The 18,216-nt window shown below is 43.9% G+C and carries 23 protein-coding genes; 15 read left to right on the top strand and 8 right to left on the bottom strand.

Annotated features, from left to right (window positions below):
* The first annotated feature begins 382 nt into the window (after positions 1-382).
* Both PUQ00_RS27405 and PUQ00_RS27400 read left to right on the top strand, forming a co-directional pair.
* Positions 383-889, top strand: coding sequence for a hypothetical protein (locus tag PUQ00_RS27405; protein ID WP_300422554.1), 507 nt, complete (start codon positions 383-385; stop codon positions 887-889).
* 48 nt (positions 890-937) lie between these two features.
* Complete coding sequence (locus tag PUQ00_RS27400; RefSeq protein ID WP_300422552.1) at positions 938-1,825, top strand: hypothetical protein; 888 nt, start codon at positions 938-940, stop codon at positions 1,823-1,825.
* 109 nt (positions 1,826-1,934) lie between these two features.
* Here the strand turns inward: PUQ00_RS27400 and PUQ00_RS27395 are convergent, their stop codons facing one another.
* The 5 genes from PUQ00_RS27395 to PUQ00_RS27375 all read right to left on the bottom strand — a co-directional run bounded on the left by PUQ00_RS27395 (position 1,935) and on the right by PUQ00_RS27375 (position 7,063).
* Entirely contained in the window at positions 1,935-2,654 is a 720-nt protein-coding gene (locus tag PUQ00_RS27395) for a hypothetical protein (protein ID WP_300422550.1), read from the bottom strand.
* Positions 2,655-3,389: 735 nt separating this feature from the next.
* Positions 3,390-4,448, bottom strand: a complete 1,059-nt coding sequence (locus PUQ00_RS27390) for an alpha/beta hydrolase (protein ID WP_300422549.1) — start codon at positions 4,446-4,448, stop codon at positions 3,390-3,392.
* Between the two features lie 572 nt (positions 4,449-5,020).
* The gene (rpsU, locus tag PUQ00_RS27385) at positions 5,021-5,215 is read right to left on the bottom strand and encodes a 30S ribosomal protein S21 (protein ID WP_300422547.1); all 195 of its coding nucleotides are present in this window, start codon (positions 5,213-5,215) and stop codon (positions 5,021-5,023) included.
* A 280-nt stretch (positions 5,216-5,495) separates the two neighbouring features.
* Positions 5,496-5,807: an RNA-binding protein gene (locus tag PUQ00_RS27380; protein ID WP_300422546.1), complete on the bottom strand. Its 312-nt coding sequence runs from the start codon at positions 5,805-5,807 to the stop codon at positions 5,496-5,498.
* A 395-nt stretch (positions 5,808-6,202) separates the two neighbouring features.
* A complete protein-coding gene (locus PUQ00_RS27375) occupies positions 6,203-7,063 on the bottom strand; it encodes a 3'(2'),5'-bisphosphate nucleotidase CysQ (protein ID WP_300422544.1) in 861 nt (286 codons plus the stop codon).
* 195 nt (positions 7,064-7,258) lie between these two features.
* Between PUQ00_RS27375 and PUQ00_RS27370 the strand changes: the two genes are divergently transcribed.
* Positions 7,259-7,543: a hypothetical protein gene (locus PUQ00_RS27370; protein WP_300422542.1), complete on the top strand. Its 285-nt coding sequence runs from the start codon at positions 7,259-7,261 to the stop codon at positions 7,541-7,543.
* Between the two features lie 27 nt (positions 7,544-7,570).
* On the opposite strand, the gene PUQ00_RS27365 is transcribed toward PUQ00_RS27370, so the two are convergent.
* Positions 7,571-7,921 carry a helix-turn-helix transcriptional regulator gene (locus PUQ00_RS27365; protein ID WP_300422540.1) on the bottom strand — a complete coding sequence of 117 codons (351 nt, stop codon included), beginning with the start codon at positions 7,919-7,921 and terminating at the stop codon, positions 7,571-7,573.
* A gap of 81 nt (positions 7,922-8,002) precedes the next feature.
* Between PUQ00_RS27365 and trxA the strand changes: the two genes are divergently transcribed.
* The 12 genes from trxA (at position 8,003) to PUQ00_RS27305 (ending at position 17,436) form a co-directional block, all read left to right on the top strand.
* The gene (gene trxA / locus PUQ00_RS27360) at positions 8,003-8,326 is read left to right on the top strand and encodes a thioredoxin (protein ID WP_300422539.1); all 324 of its coding nucleotides are present in this window, start codon (positions 8,003-8,005) and stop codon (positions 8,324-8,326) included.
* Positions 8,327-8,556: 230 nt separating this feature from the next.
* The gene (locus PUQ00_RS27355; RefSeq protein ID WP_300422538.1) at positions 8,557-9,351 is read left to right on the top strand and encodes an SDR family NAD(P)-dependent oxidoreductase; all 795 of its coding nucleotides are present in this window, start codon (positions 8,557-8,559) and stop codon (positions 9,349-9,351) included.
* Between the two features lie 116 nt (positions 9,352-9,467).
* Positions 9,468-10,580 carry an alkene reductase gene (locus tag PUQ00_RS27350; protein ID WP_300422558.1) on the top strand — a complete coding sequence of 371 codons (1,113 nt, stop codon included), beginning with the start codon at positions 9,468-9,470 and terminating at the stop codon, positions 10,578-10,580.
* Positions 10,581-10,698: 118 nt separating this feature from the next.
* A complete protein-coding gene (locus PUQ00_RS27345) occupies positions 10,699-11,130 on the top strand; it encodes a nuclear transport factor 2 family protein (protein ID WP_300422536.1) in 432 nt (143 codons plus the stop codon).
* Positions 11,131-11,230: 100 nt separating this feature from the next.
* Positions 11,231-11,896 (top strand): nitroreductase family protein, encoded by a 666-nt coding sequence (locus PUQ00_RS27340; protein WP_300422535.1) that lies wholly within the window; start codon positions 11,231-11,233, stop codon positions 11,894-11,896.
* A gap of 374 nt (positions 11,897-12,270) precedes the next feature.
* Positions 12,271-13,569 carry an MFS transporter gene (locus PUQ00_RS27335; protein WP_300422533.1) on the top strand — a complete coding sequence of 433 codons (1,299 nt, stop codon included), beginning with the start codon at positions 12,271-12,273 and terminating at the stop codon, positions 13,567-13,569.
* 8 nt (positions 13,570-13,577) lie between these two features.
* Positions 13,578-14,159 (top strand): NAD(P)H-dependent oxidoreductase, encoded by a 582-nt coding sequence (locus PUQ00_RS27330; protein ID WP_300422532.1) that lies wholly within the window; start codon positions 13,578-13,580, stop codon positions 14,157-14,159.
* A 17-nt stretch (positions 14,160-14,176) separates the two neighbouring features.
* Entirely contained in the window at positions 14,177-14,866 is a 690-nt protein-coding gene (locus PUQ00_RS27325) for an SDR family NAD(P)-dependent oxidoreductase (protein ID WP_300422530.1), read from the top strand.
* Between the two features lie 34 nt (positions 14,867-14,900).
* Positions 14,901-15,677 (top strand): class I SAM-dependent methyltransferase, encoded by a 777-nt coding sequence (locus tag PUQ00_RS27320; RefSeq protein ID WP_300422528.1) that lies wholly within the window; start codon positions 14,901-14,903, stop codon positions 15,675-15,677.
* 72 nt (positions 15,678-15,749) lie between these two features.
* On the top strand, positions 15,750-16,448 hold the full coding sequence (locus tag PUQ00_RS27315; protein ID WP_300422526.1) for a glutathione binding-like protein: 699 nt from the start codon (positions 15,750-15,752) through the stop codon (positions 16,446-16,448).
* 173 nt (positions 16,449-16,621) lie between these two features.
* Complete coding sequence (locus PUQ00_RS27310; RefSeq protein WP_300422524.1) at positions 16,622-17,167, top strand: GNAT family protein; 546 nt, start codon at positions 16,622-16,624, stop codon at positions 17,165-17,167.
* 107 nt (positions 17,168-17,274) lie between these two features.
* On the top strand, positions 17,275-17,436 hold the full coding sequence (locus PUQ00_RS27305) for a hypothetical protein (RefSeq protein ID WP_300422522.1): 162 nt from the start codon (positions 17,275-17,277) through the stop codon (positions 17,434-17,436).
* An 8-nt stretch (positions 17,437-17,444) separates the two neighbouring features.
* On the opposite strand, the gene PUQ00_RS27300 is transcribed toward PUQ00_RS27305, so the two are convergent.
* Both PUQ00_RS27300 and PUQ00_RS27295 read right to left on the bottom strand, forming a co-directional pair.
* Positions 17,445-17,909 carry a cytochrome P450 gene (locus PUQ00_RS27300; protein WP_300422556.1) on the bottom strand — a complete coding sequence of 155 codons (465 nt, stop codon included), beginning with the start codon at positions 17,907-17,909 and terminating at the stop codon, positions 17,445-17,447.
* Positions 17,910-17,938: 29 nt separating this feature from the next.
* Entirely contained in the window at positions 17,939-18,094 is a 156-nt protein-coding gene (locus tag PUQ00_RS27295) for an AraC family transcriptional regulator (protein WP_366145975.1), read from the bottom strand.
* Positions 18,095-18,216: the final 122 nt, after the last annotated feature.

Raw genomic sequence — 18,216 nt, 5'->3', positions numbered from 1 at the left:
GACATACAACGGGAAGAGTATCTCTATCTTATATTTAATTAAGTTGACCTACTTAATTGGTACGTTAAGCATGGCACTGGACACTTTTATGACTTACGCAAAATATCTCTGAAACTCTGATTTCCACCGAAGTTCAGATCGGCGGAAGCCGCCGCTCCGACTTCTCTCCGTGTACTCTGCGCCTCTGCGGTTCGTTATTCCGTAACTCGTGCGTAAGTCCTAACTTTTTTGAAGTGCAAAAATATTGATGGGTGTTGTATCAAAACTAGTTCCCTATAGTTCAGAATTTAGGTAATAATGATCAAAAAGTAAATTTTACGGGTAAAAATTGCTAGCAGCGCAGATAATTGCCTCAAAGCTCAAGTATAAGGAGAAGCCAAGAATGAGTTTACACCGTGGGCGTAGGGTAGTAGCTGCTTTGTTGCTGTCAGTGGTACTACTTACAACAGCCTGTACTCCAAAAGCACCTGGACGTTTTGACCAGGCACAAAAAGAAAGCACTCAACAAAAAAAGGGTCTAGCGGTGACTAAGACCGCAACTCAGGGTAGCGAATTTAATAAACTTTTCCCTGATACCGGTGATGGCTACCAGCGCGTCTATACCCAAGAGAAACAAGGCTTTGCGGAAGCGAAGTTAAAAAAAGGTGGTAAAGAAGTAGCATTGCTGTCTATTACTGATACTAGCAGCACACCTAGTGCAGCAAAGTTCTCGAAAAGCACCAAAAAAATTGGCGGTTATCCCGCAGTAGAAGTAGGTAAGACCCAAACTGCAATTTTGGTAGGCAAGTACCAAGTAAAAGCACTTTCCCGCGATCCGTCATTTAAAGCTAGCGATCGCGCAGATTGGCTAGAGAAGTTTAATCTGAATGGTTTGGCTAAACTGAAATAATTTGCACTACGAACATTTAGATAACAAAACTTAAATAAGGAGATTTTTGTGAGCAAATCAATTGTTGAGTTGGTTGATCAATTGCCAACTAGCGGCTTGACCATTTCTATGTTGAATTCCCTCGATTTTGTTGCTCCAGGCCAGTGGCAAAATACCGTCGGCTTTGTCAACACCATTAAGACCGTCACTGGCGAAGACGACGAAGATTTAATTCAGCAAATTGGCGAAAGAGCGATTTATCTATTCAACGACAAATCTCAAGGATACCAAACAGCCTTGTGGTTATATCAAACCGTTGATGGTACTGATAGAGCGATTGGTGCAGCAGCTTTAGCTAACAAAGTTGGCGAGAAAATTCCTTTGTTGGGTTTTTTAAACTCTGTCACTCCCAAACCTGACAAAGCCCAAACCATCGATCTGACATTAAAATTAGTGGCTGAGTTAGTAGCTTTCTGCCAAATTAACGGCATTCCTGGAGACAGTATTGGGGATTTTGTCGCCTCTTTAGGTGAGTATAGTGGTGAGTCGCTCATCCGTATGGTGGCATTAGTTTGTGTTGATGGTTTGATCCCTTTGGGGCCAGACTTCATCAGCAAAGCAATATCTGGGATTAATCAAACAAATCCACAGGAGTTAGAAAAAAACTCGACTTTCCAAAACATCAAAGATGTGATTCCAGGGAACAATGCTGATAGTAAACTCGCCTTTATCGGCGAAAGCTTTGACTCAGTTAAAGGTTGGATGAGTGGGTTAGTCAACGCCAATAATTTAACGCCACAAAAGATAGTTGGCAACTTGCAAAGTTTTGTCGATATTGCCGATGACAAGTTGGACTACCTCGCGGCGTTCCTAGATGTAGCAACGAATTATTACGAACACACCGGCACGCAAACTTTAGCACGTCGCTTGATTGAACGGGCGGTGGCTGAGATTTAGGTTGATTGGGAGTGGGGAGTGGGGAGTGGGGAGTGGGGGAAAATAACCAATGCCCAATGCAATGCCCAATGCCCAATGCCCAATGCCCAATGCCCAATGCCCATACCAATTAGGGTAAACGCAGATCAGATGCGATCGCATCTAAGTAAGGTTGAAAAATAGCCAAGTTTTCCAGTTTCTCAAACTTACCTGTTTGCGTACCTGGGTCAAAAGCGGTGGTAATTACGTAAAGTTTAGTGCCATCAAAAGCAACATGACCGATATGTTGCTCTTGTACTCCACCTTGTTGCTTGAGTCCGGCGAACCCATAGCGGATTCCTTGAAGCTTACCAATGGGTACTGGTTGGGGTGGATAGTCTGAGAAAAGAATCTGTTTTCCATATTCACCCTGACGGTCTTTCACAAAAGTAGCATACTGGTCTGCAACCCAAGCCCTGAGTGCTGGTAATATCTGGGTTTGGTATTCGGAACTCTGGTAGTCCACTTGGGAACCAGGTGGAATACCAGCTGCTACGAGTTTCTTTTGGAAATCGTCATTGTTTGCTAATGGGTAAACGTTAATCTCAACTGTACCCAAAAGTTCCCCTTTGGAGGAGACACACAACAGAGCCACATTTCCCTTACAAGCAATAACTTGCCAGTTAGTTGGAGCAGGAGCATTTCCCAGGATTTTCTGCCAGATATTTTCCTGATTAGGGTTGGGAAGTTTTGTAACAGCAGGCGATTCTACCACTTTCGGTGGAGAAAATTGGGGGAGAAGAAATTTCGCTCCCACCGGTATTAACACCACCAAAATAGAACCTAGTAATAAATGATAAAGTCGTAACATTTTATTAAAAATCCAGAGGCAAGGATTGCAGACTGAGCAAATAATTCGTAATTCGTAGTAACGTTCTCTACAAGACGCTACGTGTAGCTTGTTTCTTTGCAGGAGTACGAGGACTCGCCAAGGTAATTCATAATTAATTCAGGTCTGATGCCCTGCAATTAATTGATGGAGAAAAATAATTTATATTTCTCATTTTAAGCCCCTATTTTTAGCTATGGTGTAATAATTCATAATTACGAATTAGTAATTATGAATTATCATAATGATATCTACAATACTTTATGGGTATATAGGATTCATATTTGATTTTTGAAATATACGTAGGGTGGTTATGCTAGGCAATAACATACTCTACACATATTTAGATTTTTTCATAAATCAAATCGGATTCCTATAGAGGAAGAATACATTTATATTGCTGCGAGTTTCGCAAATGAAACTCAACAAACTATAGCGCTTATTTGTGGAATCAGGTAAAAGGTAGGGGCGCACAGAGGTGCATTAAACACACGGCTATTTAACTTGATCTCAATAAACTTCTCTAAATAAGAATATATATTGTCGGCTGTAAAAATGGAAAGGACAGAAGTTAAGTTTATCCTGCTTCTGTCCCATTTAGGATTAGTTACCGTTCACAAAGTCAAGCAAGTGGCTATGCAGACACCATTTACTTTTGATATCTCATACAATGGCGATGTTGAGCGCTCGCACTGATAAAATTATCGCACTCGGTACTCAGGATTTTTCATTAGTCGCTCTACTAGTATTACCCATAAATCCAGAGCGCAGTCCCCCTGCCGCTTCTTTAACCGCCTGCTTCGCCTTATCTACCACTGCTCCAGTGCCAAAGAATTCATGAGTCACGCCGTTATAGTTGATTGCCTTTACAGGGGAACCCGCCTCACGCAAACGCTTGGCATAGGCTTCTCCTTCACTACGCAGTGGGTCAATTTCTGCCGTAATCACGGTCGCAGGTGGCAGATCGCGCAGGTTTTCTGTTCGCAGTGGTGAAGCATAGGGATTACTCCCATCAGATCCACTGTTTAGATATTGCCTCCAGAACCACATCATCATCGCTTTGTTGAGCGGTTTGGCGTTGGCATTCTCCTGGTAGGAGGGTGTGTCAAAGGCGTAATTGGTAACAGGATAGATTAGAATCTGATGCACAGGCATCTTACCCGCTCTATCGCGTGCCATTAAGCAGGTGACAGCTGCCAAGTTGCCACCTGCGCTCTCGCCGCCAACTGCAACCTGCTTGGGGTCGCCGTTAATTCGGGCAGCATTCGCTATAACCCATTGAGTTGCAGCATAAGCATCTTCCGCCGCTGCGGGAAACTTATGTTCTGGGGCTTGGCGATACGCGACAGATACAACTATACAGTTAGCTGCATTAGTCAAAGCGCGGCACGATGAATCATAGGTATCTAAATTGGCGATTACCCAGCCGCCACCATGGAAGTAGACCAGCACAGGGAAGGGCCCCTTTCCATTTGGTAGATAAATACGTGCTAGAAGATCGCCCCCCGGCCCTGGTATAAGTTGATGATTGACATCCCCGACCATTTCCACCGCAGGTTTGCGACGTTTGGCAAGCACGCCTATGACTGCATCTGCCACAGTCGGGTTGTTGCGAGCATTCATGGGCGACAATTTCTCAATGGGCGGTGCGTTAAAAGAGGCAAGTTCATCTAACACGGCTTTCATCTGGGCATCAGGTGTGGATACAGCCCCTGCTGACTTTGCCAAAAGTGGGCTACCTAAGGCGATCGCTACCACCCCTGAGCCTGCTAGCATAGCAAACTCTCTTCTCGATATTTTCTGATTCACAAACTCCTCCAAAAAAGACCACAGCAAAAGTACAACCTAAGTCTGGCTAGTTAATTTCCATCCAATTGGGCGCGTAGGCGTAGCCCGTCGTAGACATCACTAGCGACATCATCTGAAGCACTGGATTATTAGCCCGTTATAAGTGGCTCAGATCGCAGTCAGCTTAGTTCTCGATGGTATTCAAGAGACTTATTTAACCTTTTAAAGTACCTCATCAGTATTAATCTTAAAAAGCTAGAAACAATCCTGCCTCTAGCATTGGTCATTAATGCCTAAGTTATTGAACCGGAATAAACTACTGCTAAATGCAGATATGATTATGAATACAAGAGAGTTAAGCAAAGCGTTGGCATTGAAGCAACGTGATATTTGCTCTGTTTTGGCTGCTTGGCTATTAATTTAACTCAGGGTTAGAAATCCAAACTTGTAACTTATAATACAATTTTTTCTGAAGATACATTTAATATTTATCAAACGAACCGCAAAGTACGCAAAGTCAAGAGATCAGTCAAATCGAAGGGCAAATTTGCTTGGACTTATTAACTGAAGCGAGAATGTTGTTGACGACGTTGCTTGTGCCTAGCAATCGCTTTACGCTTCTCTTTTTCTATCTGCGTCTCGAAGTGACGCTTTTTTCTCATATCTTGGAAAATTCCGGCTTTAGAAACTTCCCGCTTAAATCTTCGCAAGGCTGATTCAATACCTTCATTCTCCCCTAAAACTACTTGTGTCATTCTCATTCCTCCTTTATGTGGATGAGGGAGCAACGCGATTTTGTGAGGTGCTGAAACCTGGGACGTATATAGCTTGTTTCAGGATGCGATCGCAACTAAAAAACCAAGTTTTGTTGAGAATATAGAGGTGTAATTGAGAACTAAACCCCGATCTCACTTTTTCGCGTTGCTCCCGTGGATGAATAGTTCAAGGTTAGATACAAAATAAAATATTCCAGCAGAGTGGAGCCTTTGGCTTTATCTGCTGGAGACTCTAAATGTGAAATCTTCAGGAATTGACTTAGTAGCGATTATTATTGCGGCGGGCATTACCGCCACCCCAGCTACCACGAGGGGAACTGCTTCTTTCCTCACGAGGTTTAGCTTTGTTTACTTTCAAATCACGTCCCATCCACTCAGCACCATCAAGTGCATCAATGGCAGCTTGTTCTTGTGTGTCTGTTTCCATTTCCACAAAAGCGAACCCACGCGGCCGGCCTGTTTCCCGATCTGTGGGTAGTTGAACACGATTCACTGTTCCGTATTCTGCAAAAGCCTGCTTTAGGTCCTCTTCTGTAACCTGATAGGACAGGTTTCCGACGTAAATTGACATAGAAATCTCCGAATTCAAGGAGTGTAGAGAGTTAAATTCGGAGAGACACTTTTTAGAAATCAAAACGAGTTACTCAACCGAAAATAATCTTTATGTCCATGAGTTTAGCACAGCCTTCAGCCTTTGAATATCGTCTGAATAATGAATTTTATTGACAAATGTAACCTTTAGGGCACGTTTGCAAACCTGCCAATGAGAGGCTTTTGTTGCTTGTACGATAAAAGTTACACTTTTAACAGTAAATCGGAATTAAGTAGCGATCGCCCAGGCAGTTAGTGGTTTGAAAATTCAGCTCGGAACTAAGCGGTAAAGATTATTATTGGTAGTATCAGTAACTATACTATGACCGAGTGTTTTAAAAGCAAATTAAAAAATATTCATCCTCAAATGCCCCATTAGCTGTGGTCAAACTGCGCTAAAATCCTTTCTGCTTCCTGACACAGCACTTGGTGATATTCACCGTTACTAGCCAGCAAACCTCCCCATTGATTGATATCACCGGTGTTATACTGCAATGGAGTACCATCGAAGTGGGTAAACTTACCACCACCTTCTGTTAAAATCAGTTCTGGGGCTGCTATATCCCAATCTTTGGGCGCAGACTTACCGGAAAGAGAAATATAGATATCTGCCTGTTGCTCGACAATGGCGGCGATTTTGCAGCCGACACTACCCACAGCTTTCTGATTTTGACACGGTAAGTTTTGTAGTAAGTAATCTAACCGTTGGTTGCGGTGAGAGCGACTAACGACTAAGGTTAAATCCTCAACTCGTTTACCTGACGAGACTTGTAAAGGAACAGATCCATCACAGGTTTCTACAAATGTACCACCACCTTTGGTAGCGTAATATAACTTTTCTGTCTCTGGTAGTGCCACCACTGCCAACACTGGCCGTGTTTCCTTGACTAAAGCTATGTGAACCGCATAATCCCCAGTTTTTTTGATAAAGTCTCGTGTGCCATCCAAAGGGTCAATGATCCATACCCAAGGGTTGGAAGGCTGTGTACTATTATTTAGTGATTGGTAAGTTTCTTCACTAATGTAAGCAAAATCTTCGTTACCTAAAGCTGCTTGTAACCTCTCCAAAATGTATTGACTTACAGCTATATCGGCAACAGTCACAGGTTCATTCTCTTTATATTGCACTTCTAAGTTAGGGTCTTTTGCAGTGCCGTGGTAATACGATCGCAGTATATCTGCTGCCCCCCAACCTACCTCACGAGCGATCGCTAATATTTCTTGTAAGTCTTTCATTAATTTGGCCTGATCTAAAAATATGTATAACGTCAGCACCCCTACTTTAAAGCCATCCAGCGCCGGATGCCGAAAAATTTACTGAAAAATTAGGTCTTTAATGACTGCTTTACCTCTAAGCTGCTGTCAAATTCTGACCGTTATGCAGATGACAGCGTTGAGGCAAAAGATTTTATTGATCTAGCAATTTTCAGGTTGCAATCTCCAATCCCTCAAGCAGTAATTGAGAAGGCAGAAAAAGCCTGTGAGGTTATACGTCCTTTAAAAAGAGCGATCAAACTCTTTCAGGGAAAACCAGATTACAGGGAGAAATGTTTTCTCGGTCTGCAAGTTGATCAAGCTCAGATACCCAAAATTATCGACGGTATTGATTTACTCTCTATAGATTTAGGTTTATCTCATACTTCAAGGGTTTTTCGAGAACAACATGATATCTTTGGTGACTTAGAAACACAAAATGAAAAACCAGAAGATTTTTAAACAGGTCATGCCCTATGCCCAATGCTCCTAAATTATTGAAGCTGTTTGTTTAGTACTGGCGGGTTCAATAGGCAATGGTTGAGCGGCTTTCAATACCGCATCCAGCAACCCTGGAAACAGCACCTGTAAATCTTCACGCCGGAGTATGTTAATGTGATGTGTCCCGGATTTCCGTGTCAAGACTATCCCCGACTGGCGCAAAATCTTGAAGTGATTAGACATGGTAGACTTAGCGATCGCAAAATCAAATCTGGCACAGCATTGTTCCCCCTCAGTCGCCAGCAGCCGCACAATCTCTAGCCGCACTGGGTCGCCCAAGGCATACAGCACTCCCGGTAAAGAAATATTTTTTCGCTCTGGATGATAAAGAAATCTCATACTTGCATTATCTCATCAGGTGGCATATATTTTTATTATTCGATATTATCGAATTATAGAATTAATTAGGAAGGCAATTTTATGTCATCCATTACAAATGTCACAGAAGCCACATTCAAGCAAGAAGTCTTAGAAAGTGAAATTCCGGTCTTAGTAGACTTTTGGGCACCGTGGTGCGGTCCTTGTCGGATGGTGGGCCCAGTCGTCGATGAAGTTGCTGCTGAATACGAAGGACAAGTGAAATTTGTGAAGCTGAACACAGATCAAAATCCTACTGTGGCTAGCCATTATGGAATTCGTAGCATCCCGACGCTGATGGTTTTTAAGGGAGGTCGGCAGGTCGATACTGTCGTAGGGGCAGTGCCAAAAACCACCTTGAATAAGACCTTAGCACAGTATCTTTAATTTAAGTGAAAGGGGAGTAGGGGGTAGGGAGTAGGGGGTAGGGAGTAGGGGAGCAGGGAGCAGGGAGCAAGAGGAAAATTCCTCTCCTCTCGACCCTTCCCCTTCCCCCTCAGTTTCTTGTGCCCAATCACCAATGACCCATTCCTCACTCCCAGTACAGACGCGATTAATCGCGTCTGTACCTACTCCCAATTTCTAAATTCTGTTTCAACTAAGGGGGAAAGAGCGAAATGGACTTGAAATTGTATGGTAAATCCGCGTTGGTTAGTGGCTCAACCGCAGGTATTGGTTTTGCGATCGCCCTTGGGCTAGCTCAAGAGGGTGCATCAGTGATTGTCAACGGTCGGTCTGAAGAACGAGTAGCTGAAGCGATCGCTAAAATTAAGCAAACTACACCCGACGCGAAAGTTTCTGGTGTTGTTGCTGACGCAGGCACTGCATCAGGAGTAGAGCAACTCGTTCAAAAAGTTCCTCACGTTGATATCCTGATAAACAATGTAGGTATTTATGAGCCAAAAACCTTCTTTGAGATTACTGATGAAGACTGGTTAAAGATATTTGAGGTTAACGTCCTCAGTGGAGTCCGTTTGAGTCGGCAATATCTGCAAAAGCAGCTAGAGCAAAACTGGGGGCGGATAATTTTTATCTCCAGTGAATCTGCCATTCAGATACCAGTGGAAATGATTCACTACGGCACAACGAAGACAGCGCAACTTGCCATTGCACGAGGTCTAGCAGAAATCACTGTCGGGACTGGAGTCACAGTAAACTCCGTCCTACCAGGGCCAACGCGCTCAGAAGGAGTTGAAGACTTTATTACCAAGTTGGCGCAAGAACGCGGTATTAGTCCCTCTGAAGTTGAGGGTGAGTTTTTCCAAAATGTGCGTCCAACTTCCCTAATTAAACGCTTTGCAACTAATGAAGAAGTAGCAGCGATCATAGTTTACCTTTCTAGTCCCGTAGCATCAGCAACTAATGGTGCGGCTTTGCGGGTAGATGGTGGCGTTATTCGATCGATTGTTTAGTTAATACGCTTTGCATGGGACTGGAGTAGGGGGAGCAGGGGCCCAATGCCCAATGCCCAATGCCCAATGCCCAATGCCCAATGCCCAATGCCCAAAATAATTTGGAGATACAACCAATGACTACTGATATCAACTTATTCTCTCCTTACCAATTAGGGAATCTGGAACTACCTAACCGGATAGTAATGGCTCCCTTAACCCGAAACAGGGCAGGTGAGGGAAACGTACCACACCAACTGAATGCTACTTACTACGTGCAACGTGCTTCCGCCGGATTGATTATTGCTGAAGCAACACAGGTAACTCCTGAAGGACAGGGCTATCCTGCTACACCAGGAATTCATTCACCAGAACAGGTGGAGGGATGGAAGTTAGTAACCGATCCTGTGCATCAGCATGGAGGGAGAATTTTTCTGCAACTATGGCACGTAGGCAGGATTTCCCATCCTGATTTACAACCGAATGGAGCTTTACCTGTGGCACCTTCTGCCATTGCTGCTAAAGGTGAAGCCTCAACTTATGAGGGGCCAAAACCCTTTGTTACTCCCCGTGCTTTAGAAATTTCGGAAATACCGCAGATAATTGAACAGTACCGTCAGGGAGCGGCAAATGCCCTAGCGGCTGGGTTTGATGGGGTGGAAATTCACGCAGCTAATGGTTATTTAATAGATCAGTTTCTCCGCGATCGCACCAATCAACGTACAGATAAATATGGGGGTTCGATTGAGAATCGCGCCCGATTCCTGTTAGAGGTGACAGAGGCAATAACCAGTGTGTGGGATTCTAACCGAGTTGGGGTACGTTTATCTCCTAGTGGGGCTTATAACGATATGCATGACTCGAATCCCCTGGAGACATTCGGTTATGCAGCTCAAGCGTTAAACCAGTTCAATTTGGCATATCTGCATATTTTTGAGGCAATAGAGGCAGATATCAGACATGGCGCGATAATTGTACCTACCAGTCATATACGCGATCGCTTTACAGGTACACTCATCGTCAATGGTGGCTATACCCGTGAAAAAGGCGATGCGGTACTGGCAAACAAAGCAGCAGATTTAGTAGCTTTTGGCACATTATTTATATCAAATCCAGATTTACCCCGGCGCTTGGCTTTGAATGCACCACTAAATCAAGCAAATCAAGCAAGCTTTTATGGTGGCGATGAACACGGATATACAGACTATCCATTTTGGTCAGCTGCTAACGAGCAGGCGGTCAATGCCTAATTCTTGTTATCTGAATAATTAAAACCCACTTTCCGCACTCTAAAGTATCAAATCAAACTGAGGAGTTTGAGATTTTTTCAAGATACAACAAAATGGTTGTGTAAATTGGTTGTGAACTATGAAAGATACTTTAGAAGAAGCGGAAATCACACAACGGGTTAACGATTGGCTAGCTGCGTTTAGTGCAGGCGACAAACCATTTGATTTTTCTGTTCTAGACAATCTCTACTGGCAAGATGAACAATTGCTCGCTTTCGATACCCTCTCACCGCAGACCACTCGAATTAAAGGATGGCAATCATATCAGGAGATATGGAAGCCCTTCATGACAGCACTAGCACAGTGGCAAGTTAAATCAGTTGGGGATATTCAGATATTTACAGGTGATAACATTACCGTCTCGGCTCTGATTTTTGAGAGTACAGCAGCCACTATAACGAATGAGGCGGTTAAAATTACGGCTCATGCGACGCTTGTATGGGAGAAGCGAGAGGGACAATGGCGCATTATCCACGAGCACATCTCTAACCCGGTTAACATTGCCAATTAGAGAGGAACACATTACATTGCCCTACTCTTTAACACTCTTAATCACTCTCAACAGAGTAAAATCTGAAATCCTTTCATAACTCAACTATCAGGAGAATCTCATGATTTCTATTACTCAAACTCAACCTTTAGATGTACCCAGTGCGATCACTAAACGCCGTTCAATCAAAACTTTTAAAATAGATCCCATCGCCCCAGAACTACTCAAGCAGCTGGTAGAGTTAACCGTGGCTGCACCCAGCAGCTATAATATCCAGGACTGGCAAATTATTCTTGTGCAAGATGAAGCGCAAAAGGCAGCACTATCAGCAGCATCTTTTAATCAACAACAAATTATCCAAGCACCTGTAACCTTTGTCTTTGCTGCTGATCCTAACGTCGGCGAAGGAGACTTAACCCCAATTTTTGAGCAGGCAACTAAAACTGGGGCATGGAATGAAGGCACGGTAAACTACTTTAAAAGCGCCATCCCACAATTTCACGCTGGACTAGGCGACAAACGGCGCGAATATGCGATCAAAGATGCCATCATTGCCGCTACTCATTTGGTGTTAGCAGCAGAAAGTTTGGGATTGTCCACTTGTTTTATGAACGGTTGGATTGAGGATCAGGTAAAGGAAGTAATTGGTGCTGGGGATAATCCAGATTTAGCGATCGCTGTTTTAATTCCTGTTGGCTATGCAGCAGAACCACGCTTAAATCCAGGTCGTTTACCATTCTCCTCCAACGTCTCTGTAGACAGAATTGGTAATCCTTATACAGGGTAACTTTTCCTAAATGGGGAATGGGGAATAGGTGATGAGTCTTTGATACTCGCCGATGAGTCTTTTATACTCGTGAATGAGTCTTTGATACTCGCTGACGAGTCTTTGATGCTCGTGAATGAGTCTTTGAACTCTGTTAATGAGTCTTTGATACTCGCCGATAAGTCTTTGATACTCGTGAATGAGTCTTTGATACTCGCTGACGAGTCTTTAATACTCACCGATGAGTCTTTGAACTCCGTTAATGAGTCTTTGAACTCCGTTAATGAGTCTTTGAACTCCGTTAATGAGTCTTTAATACTCACCGATGAGTCTTTGAACTCCACTCCCCTGTTCCCCCTGTTCCCCCTGCTCCCCCCACTCCCCACTCCCCAACCATGTCCTTAGCCTCCTTCCTAGCACGTCGTTCGCTCCACTATGGCTGGCTCGTCGCAGGCTTAACATTCCTAGCCTTGCTGGTAGCGGCCGGAATTCGCTCTGCTCCAGGAGTTTTTATAGTACCTCTCGAACAGGAGTTCGGCTGGAGTAGAGCAACTATATCTTTGGCAATCTCCATTAACTTAGTACTTTACGGACTGATTGGCCCTTTTGCCGCCACAGTTATGGAGCGGGTCGGCATTCGCCGGATGATGGTGTTCTCACTTGCTGTCATTGCTCTCGGTGTCGGTTTAACCACTTTGATGTCAGCATCCTGGCAGCTAGTCTTGCTGTGGGGTGTAGTTGTCGGTTGTGGTAGCGGAGTTATTGCCCTGGTTTTGGGTGCTATTGTCGTCAATCGCTGGTTTTTGGAAAAGCGGGGTTTAGTTCTGGGCATCTTAACTGCCAGTACAGCCACGGGGCAACTAGTGTTTCTGCCCTTGCTGGCCTCAGTAGCCGATCGCTTTGGGTGGCGAATTGCGGCTCTAGCTCTTAGTGGTGCAGCACTTCTAATTATTCCAGCGATCGCGGTCTTTATGCGCGATCGCGCGGCGGATGTCGGTTTGCGACCCTTTGGCGACAACAGCGAAACTGTGGAAGTTTTCAAGCCGAAAGTGAATTCTATCACCTCTACCCTCAACGCCCTCTGGCTGGGAATACGTAAGCGCGATTTCTGGCTGTTATTTGGTAGCTTTTTTATCTGCGGTGCTAGCACAAATGGCTTAATTGGTACTCATCTGATTCCTGCTTGTATTGACCACGGTATCCCTGAAGTCAAAGCTGCGGGTCTTTTGGCAATCATGGGACTATTCGATTTTTTTGGAACTACTATGTCTGGTTGGCTATCTGACCGCTGGAACAATCGCTACTTATTATGTTGGTACTACGGGCTGCGGGGTTTATCTTTGATTTTCTTACCCTTCAGTTTCAACTTTTCCTTCTATGGACTTTCCATTTTCGCCATCTTCTATGGACTTGATTGGATTGCCACCGTACCACCTACAGTACGTCTTGTTGCCAACGTCTTCGGTAAAGAAAATGTCGGCGTAATGTTCGGTTGGATTGTCGCAGGACATCAGCTCGGTGCAGCCACAGCAGCATTCGGAGCCGGGGTGTTAAGAACTTGGACGGGTAGTTATTTACAAGCGTTTATTTTATCAGGTGTTCTCTGTTTGATTGCCGCAGTTTGTGTACTGCAAATTGGTCAAAGTCCCACTAAGGGCAATTCCGAGTTATCTTCAATCACACTCAATCCTTAGTATGTAAGATGAATGTCTTAATCGTTTATGCCCATCCAAATCCCAATAGTTTTAATCACGCCATCCTTGACTCTGTGGTAACTGGACTCAAACAAGCCGGTCATACTCCCAAAATTAAGGATCTTTATACTTTATCTTTAAAAATTACCCTTGATGCCGAAGATTTCGAGCAAATTGCCAACGGAAAAACGCCAGATGATATCTTAAAAGAACAACAAGATATTCTCTGGGCTGAGGGACTTATTTTCATTTACCCAATTTGGTGGTATGACCGTCCAGCTATTCTCAAAGGCTGGATTGATCGGGTGTTTTTACAAGGCTTTGCCTTTGATACAGATGCCGATGGTATCAAAGGCTTACTCATGCACAAAAAAGCCATCATCTTTCAGACCACTGGCGGCACAGAAGCAATGTTTACACACATCGGCACTGATAAGGATGTATTCCGACACACCATGATGGAAGGTACTTTACAGTTCTGTGGCATTCAAAACATTATCTATAAGCCCTTTTATGGTGTGCCACATATTTCGCAAGCAGACCGAGAACAAATGCTGTCGGAAACTTATGAACTGGGTAAAAATTTCTAACAAGGAGAATTAAATTTATGGCAACAACAGCTTTAATTGTCGGTGCAGGTAGTGGACTGAGCGCTTCTTTAGCTCGCCTATTTGCCAAAGAAGGATTCACCGTAGTTTTAGCAGCTCGGCAAATTGAAAAACTCACTCAATTGAGCAGTGAAATTGGCGCAATTAGTTTCGCTGCTGATGTTTCAAAGCCAGATGAAGTAAAACAGTTATTTATTGATGTTGATAATAAAGTCGGTTCCCCGAATATTGTCATTTACAATCCCAGTTTCCGGGTGCGGGGGCCTCTTGTTGATCTAGACCCTGGTGAAGTGGCAAAAACCTTAGATGTAACTGCCTATGGTGGCTTTCTCGTAGCCCAAGCTGCTACTAAAAGATTTTTGCAGCTTGGCGGCGGTGCTATATTTTTTACTGGAGCCTCAGCGAGTGTTAAGGGTTATCCTCTGTCTGCTCCCTTTGCAATGGGTAAATTTGCACTGCGCGGTTTGGCTCAGAGTATTGCTAGAGAATTAGCACCAAAAAACATCCATGTGGCGCATTTCGTGATTGATGGTGGAATCCGTTCAGCAGACCGCCAAGATCCAGCAGATAAACCAGATAGTACCCTTGACCCCGATGCGATCGCTCTAACTTACCTTAGTATTCTCCGCCAACCGCGAAGTGCTTGGACATGGGAAGTAGAACTACGTCCGTGGGTAGAGAACTTCTAGCCTTGACAATTGTTAGAAAAGTACTTTTGCAGGTATGAGAATTGATTTTGGTGCAACTGCTAGTGATTATGCAAAACACCGCGCTGGCTTTCCGAGTTCATTATTTAACAAACTGTCTGAATATGGTATAGGTTTACCAGGGCAGAACATTGTTGACCTTGGTACAGGAACAGGAACACTAGCGCGGGGCTTTGCCGATAGAGGTGCTTATGTAATTGGTATAGACCCATCAGCATCACTTTTAGAACAAGCAAGACTGTTAAGCGAATCTATCCAACTGAAAGTAGATTATCGAGTCGCAACTGCCGAGAATAGCGAGTTACCAGACGCAAGTGCGGATGTGGTAACAGCTGGACAGTGTTGGCATTGGTTTAACCGTCCGCGTGTCGTCCAGGAAATTACTCGGATATTGAGAGGAAATGGCTTGCTTGCGATCGCTCATTTTGATTGGATACCCTTAAAAGGTAATGTAGTGGAAGCCACAGAACAACTGATTAAAGCTCATAATCCGGTCTGGAATCTGGACGGCGGTAATGGATTGCATCCCCTGTGGTTACAAGACATTGGCGAAGGCGGATTCCGAGAAATTCGCACATTTTCTTACGATGTATTTGTATCTTATACACACGAAGATTGGCGCGGACGAATTCGTGCTAGTGCTGGTGTGGGAGCCAGTTTGACACCAGAAAAAGTAGAAATATTTGACCAAGAATTGACAACATTACTCGAAGCAAAATATCCCACACCAATTCTTCAGATTCACCACAGAGTTTGGGCAGCGATCGCCAAATCACCGCAATCTAATTCGTAATTGGTAATTCGTAGCCAAACCTCTGCATTCTTTGCGTTTAAATTCCAACCCTCAATATAAGGATAAATAACCATGATTGAACTCTATTATTGGGCAACCCCAAACGGTCATAAAATTACGATTTTCTTGGAAGAAGTCAGCTTACCATATACCATAATTCCGGTGAATATTGCGGCAGGGGATCAATTTAAGCCCGAATTTCTGAAGATTTCTCCTAACAATCGTATGCCCGCGATCGTTGACCGTGAACCAGCTGATGGAGGTGCGCCGGTTTCCATCTTTGAGTCTGGTGCAATCTTGCTATATTTGGCAGAAAAAACCGGGAAATTAATCCCCCAAGATTTACGTAATCGCACTCAAGTTTTAGAATGGTTGTTCTGGCAAATGGCAGGACTGGGGCCAATGGCGGGACAAAATCATCACTTTAGCGTCTATGCTCCCGAAAAGATTGAATATGCCATTAACCGCTACGTGAATGAGACGGGACGCTTATATGCAGTGCTGAATAAGCAACTAGCAGATAGAGAATTTGTGGCTGGTGATTATTCCATCGCCGATATTGCTGCCTATCCCTGGATTGTGCCCCATGAACTCCAAAGTCAGAATCTAGAGGATTTTCCTCACCTCAAGCGCTGGTTTGAGACAATTAAGGCTCGTCCGGCAACAATTCGCGCCTACGAAAAAGCAGAAGCATTCAAAACTCAAGCCCTAGATCCAGATAAGTTACGAGATTTGTTATTTAACCAGTCGGCGAAGACTATTCAGCCTTGAGCCTTTTGAATTGTCTTGTCACTATGGCGATCGCTAAGTACAGAATTTCATAAGTTCATAGCAAATTAAAATTGGCAAAACTCAGCGCCCTTCAGCGTCCCTCTGCGTTTAAAAAAGCTACGAATTTCGGAAATGCTGTACTAAATTAACTCTAATCCCAGATCATCGGTCGCATGAGCAACGATTTTTCACTATCTTCCTTTCCTCAATTAGAAACAGAAAGGCTCTTTTTTCGTGAGACAACGTTGCACGATGCTGAGGCAATCTTTGCTGTCCTCTCTGATCCAGGCGTGACTAAGTTTCATGATCTCGATACTTTCACTTCTATTACAGAAGCGATCGCTCTCATTGAACGTAGAGCCAAGCGGTTTGAGCGAGGAGATGGAATTCGTTGGGGAATTGCCCGTAAACAAGATAACGTTTTGATTGGTTCTTGTGGGTTTACGTGGAACCCACAAGAACACGCTGCTGAAGTCGGTTATGAGCTTGCCAGTACTTTTTGGAGACAAGGCATCATGACTGAGGCGGTGAGTACTATCTTGCAATTTGGGTTTAAGAAAATGGGTTTGCGTTTCGTTGTTGCCCAAGTCATGTTGGACAACATAGCTTCTAAAAAGTTGCTAGAAAAGTTAGGTTTTCACAGTCAGGGTGTACTGAAACAGTATGGCTTCTTCAAAGGGCAGTTTCACGATCTGGAGCAATTTGTGCTTCACAAATAAAAAAACTGAGTGAGTAGGTTAGCAACGGATACAGGGTGATACCATTTCTTTGTGAGGCTGCGCTAAATTTTCTTTCTTCTTTGTGTCCTTTGCGACGGTAGTCGCTCATGGGGGAGACCACGCCAGATGCTTCAAGTCGGCGAAGCCGACACCAGGTGCTTCAAGTCGGCGGAGCCGCCCAACGCACTGGCTCCCCAAGACCGGGCTGCTTCTTTTTTGCGGTTCGTTCCTCATCTAGTTTGGCGCATCTTCATACAGAATTTGTATGATGTTGAGTTTAGGTCTTCAGGGCGGGTTTGCTGACTTGCGCCTGTAATTTTCCTTCTCTTTGAAACGGTAGTTGATAATAGTTGTTAGGTTCATATTCTGGTGTCACTTTCCAATCATATCGTTGCAGTAACGTTGCTAAAAAAATCTTCATTTCCATCTTCGCAAACTCTATTCCAATGCATATATGTTCGCCACCACCAAAACCAATTAAAGCAAAGGAGTCTTTTTTATCTTCTTCGTGGGGAGGGGCAAAGCGTTCTGGATAAAAACTTTGTGGGTTAGTATAAATCTCGCTCATGCGATGTGTTAATCCTTGAGCAACAATCACTACCCAACCAGGAGGAATGCAGTAACCTGCATATTCAATTTCTTTTACAACTCCCCGAAACAGTACTACACCTGCGGGGTTGTAAAGTCGTTCTATTTCTTTCAAAAAATAAGTCATTTGATTAAGTTGCTTGAGGTGTCCCAAGTTCAAAGCTTGATCTCCTACAACTTCTGCTAATTCTTGGCGGAGTTTCCAAGTAAATACTTTGCTTTTTCAACTCGGCATTTAGTGACATATTGGTGAGGTGCTATTCCCATTGATTGCTTAAACAAGCTAGGAAAATAATGCGGACTTATCTGGACGATCGCCGCAATTTCTGCAAGGGACAAGTTTTGGTCTAAGTTATCATTAGACTCATCCGCGAATCATGAAAGCTTACCAGAAGAGAGTTACAAGGATTTGCACGGGAGGAGCGATCGCCATCTGGCTGTACGAGGAAATGAGGGTTTGA

Source organism: Nostoc sp. S13 (genome assembly GCF_029379315.1).
GTDB lineage: Bacteria > Cyanobacteriota > Cyanobacteriia > Cyanobacteriales > Nostocaceae > Nostoc.
This window is presented reverse-complemented; position numbering and strand designations above follow the sequence as displayed.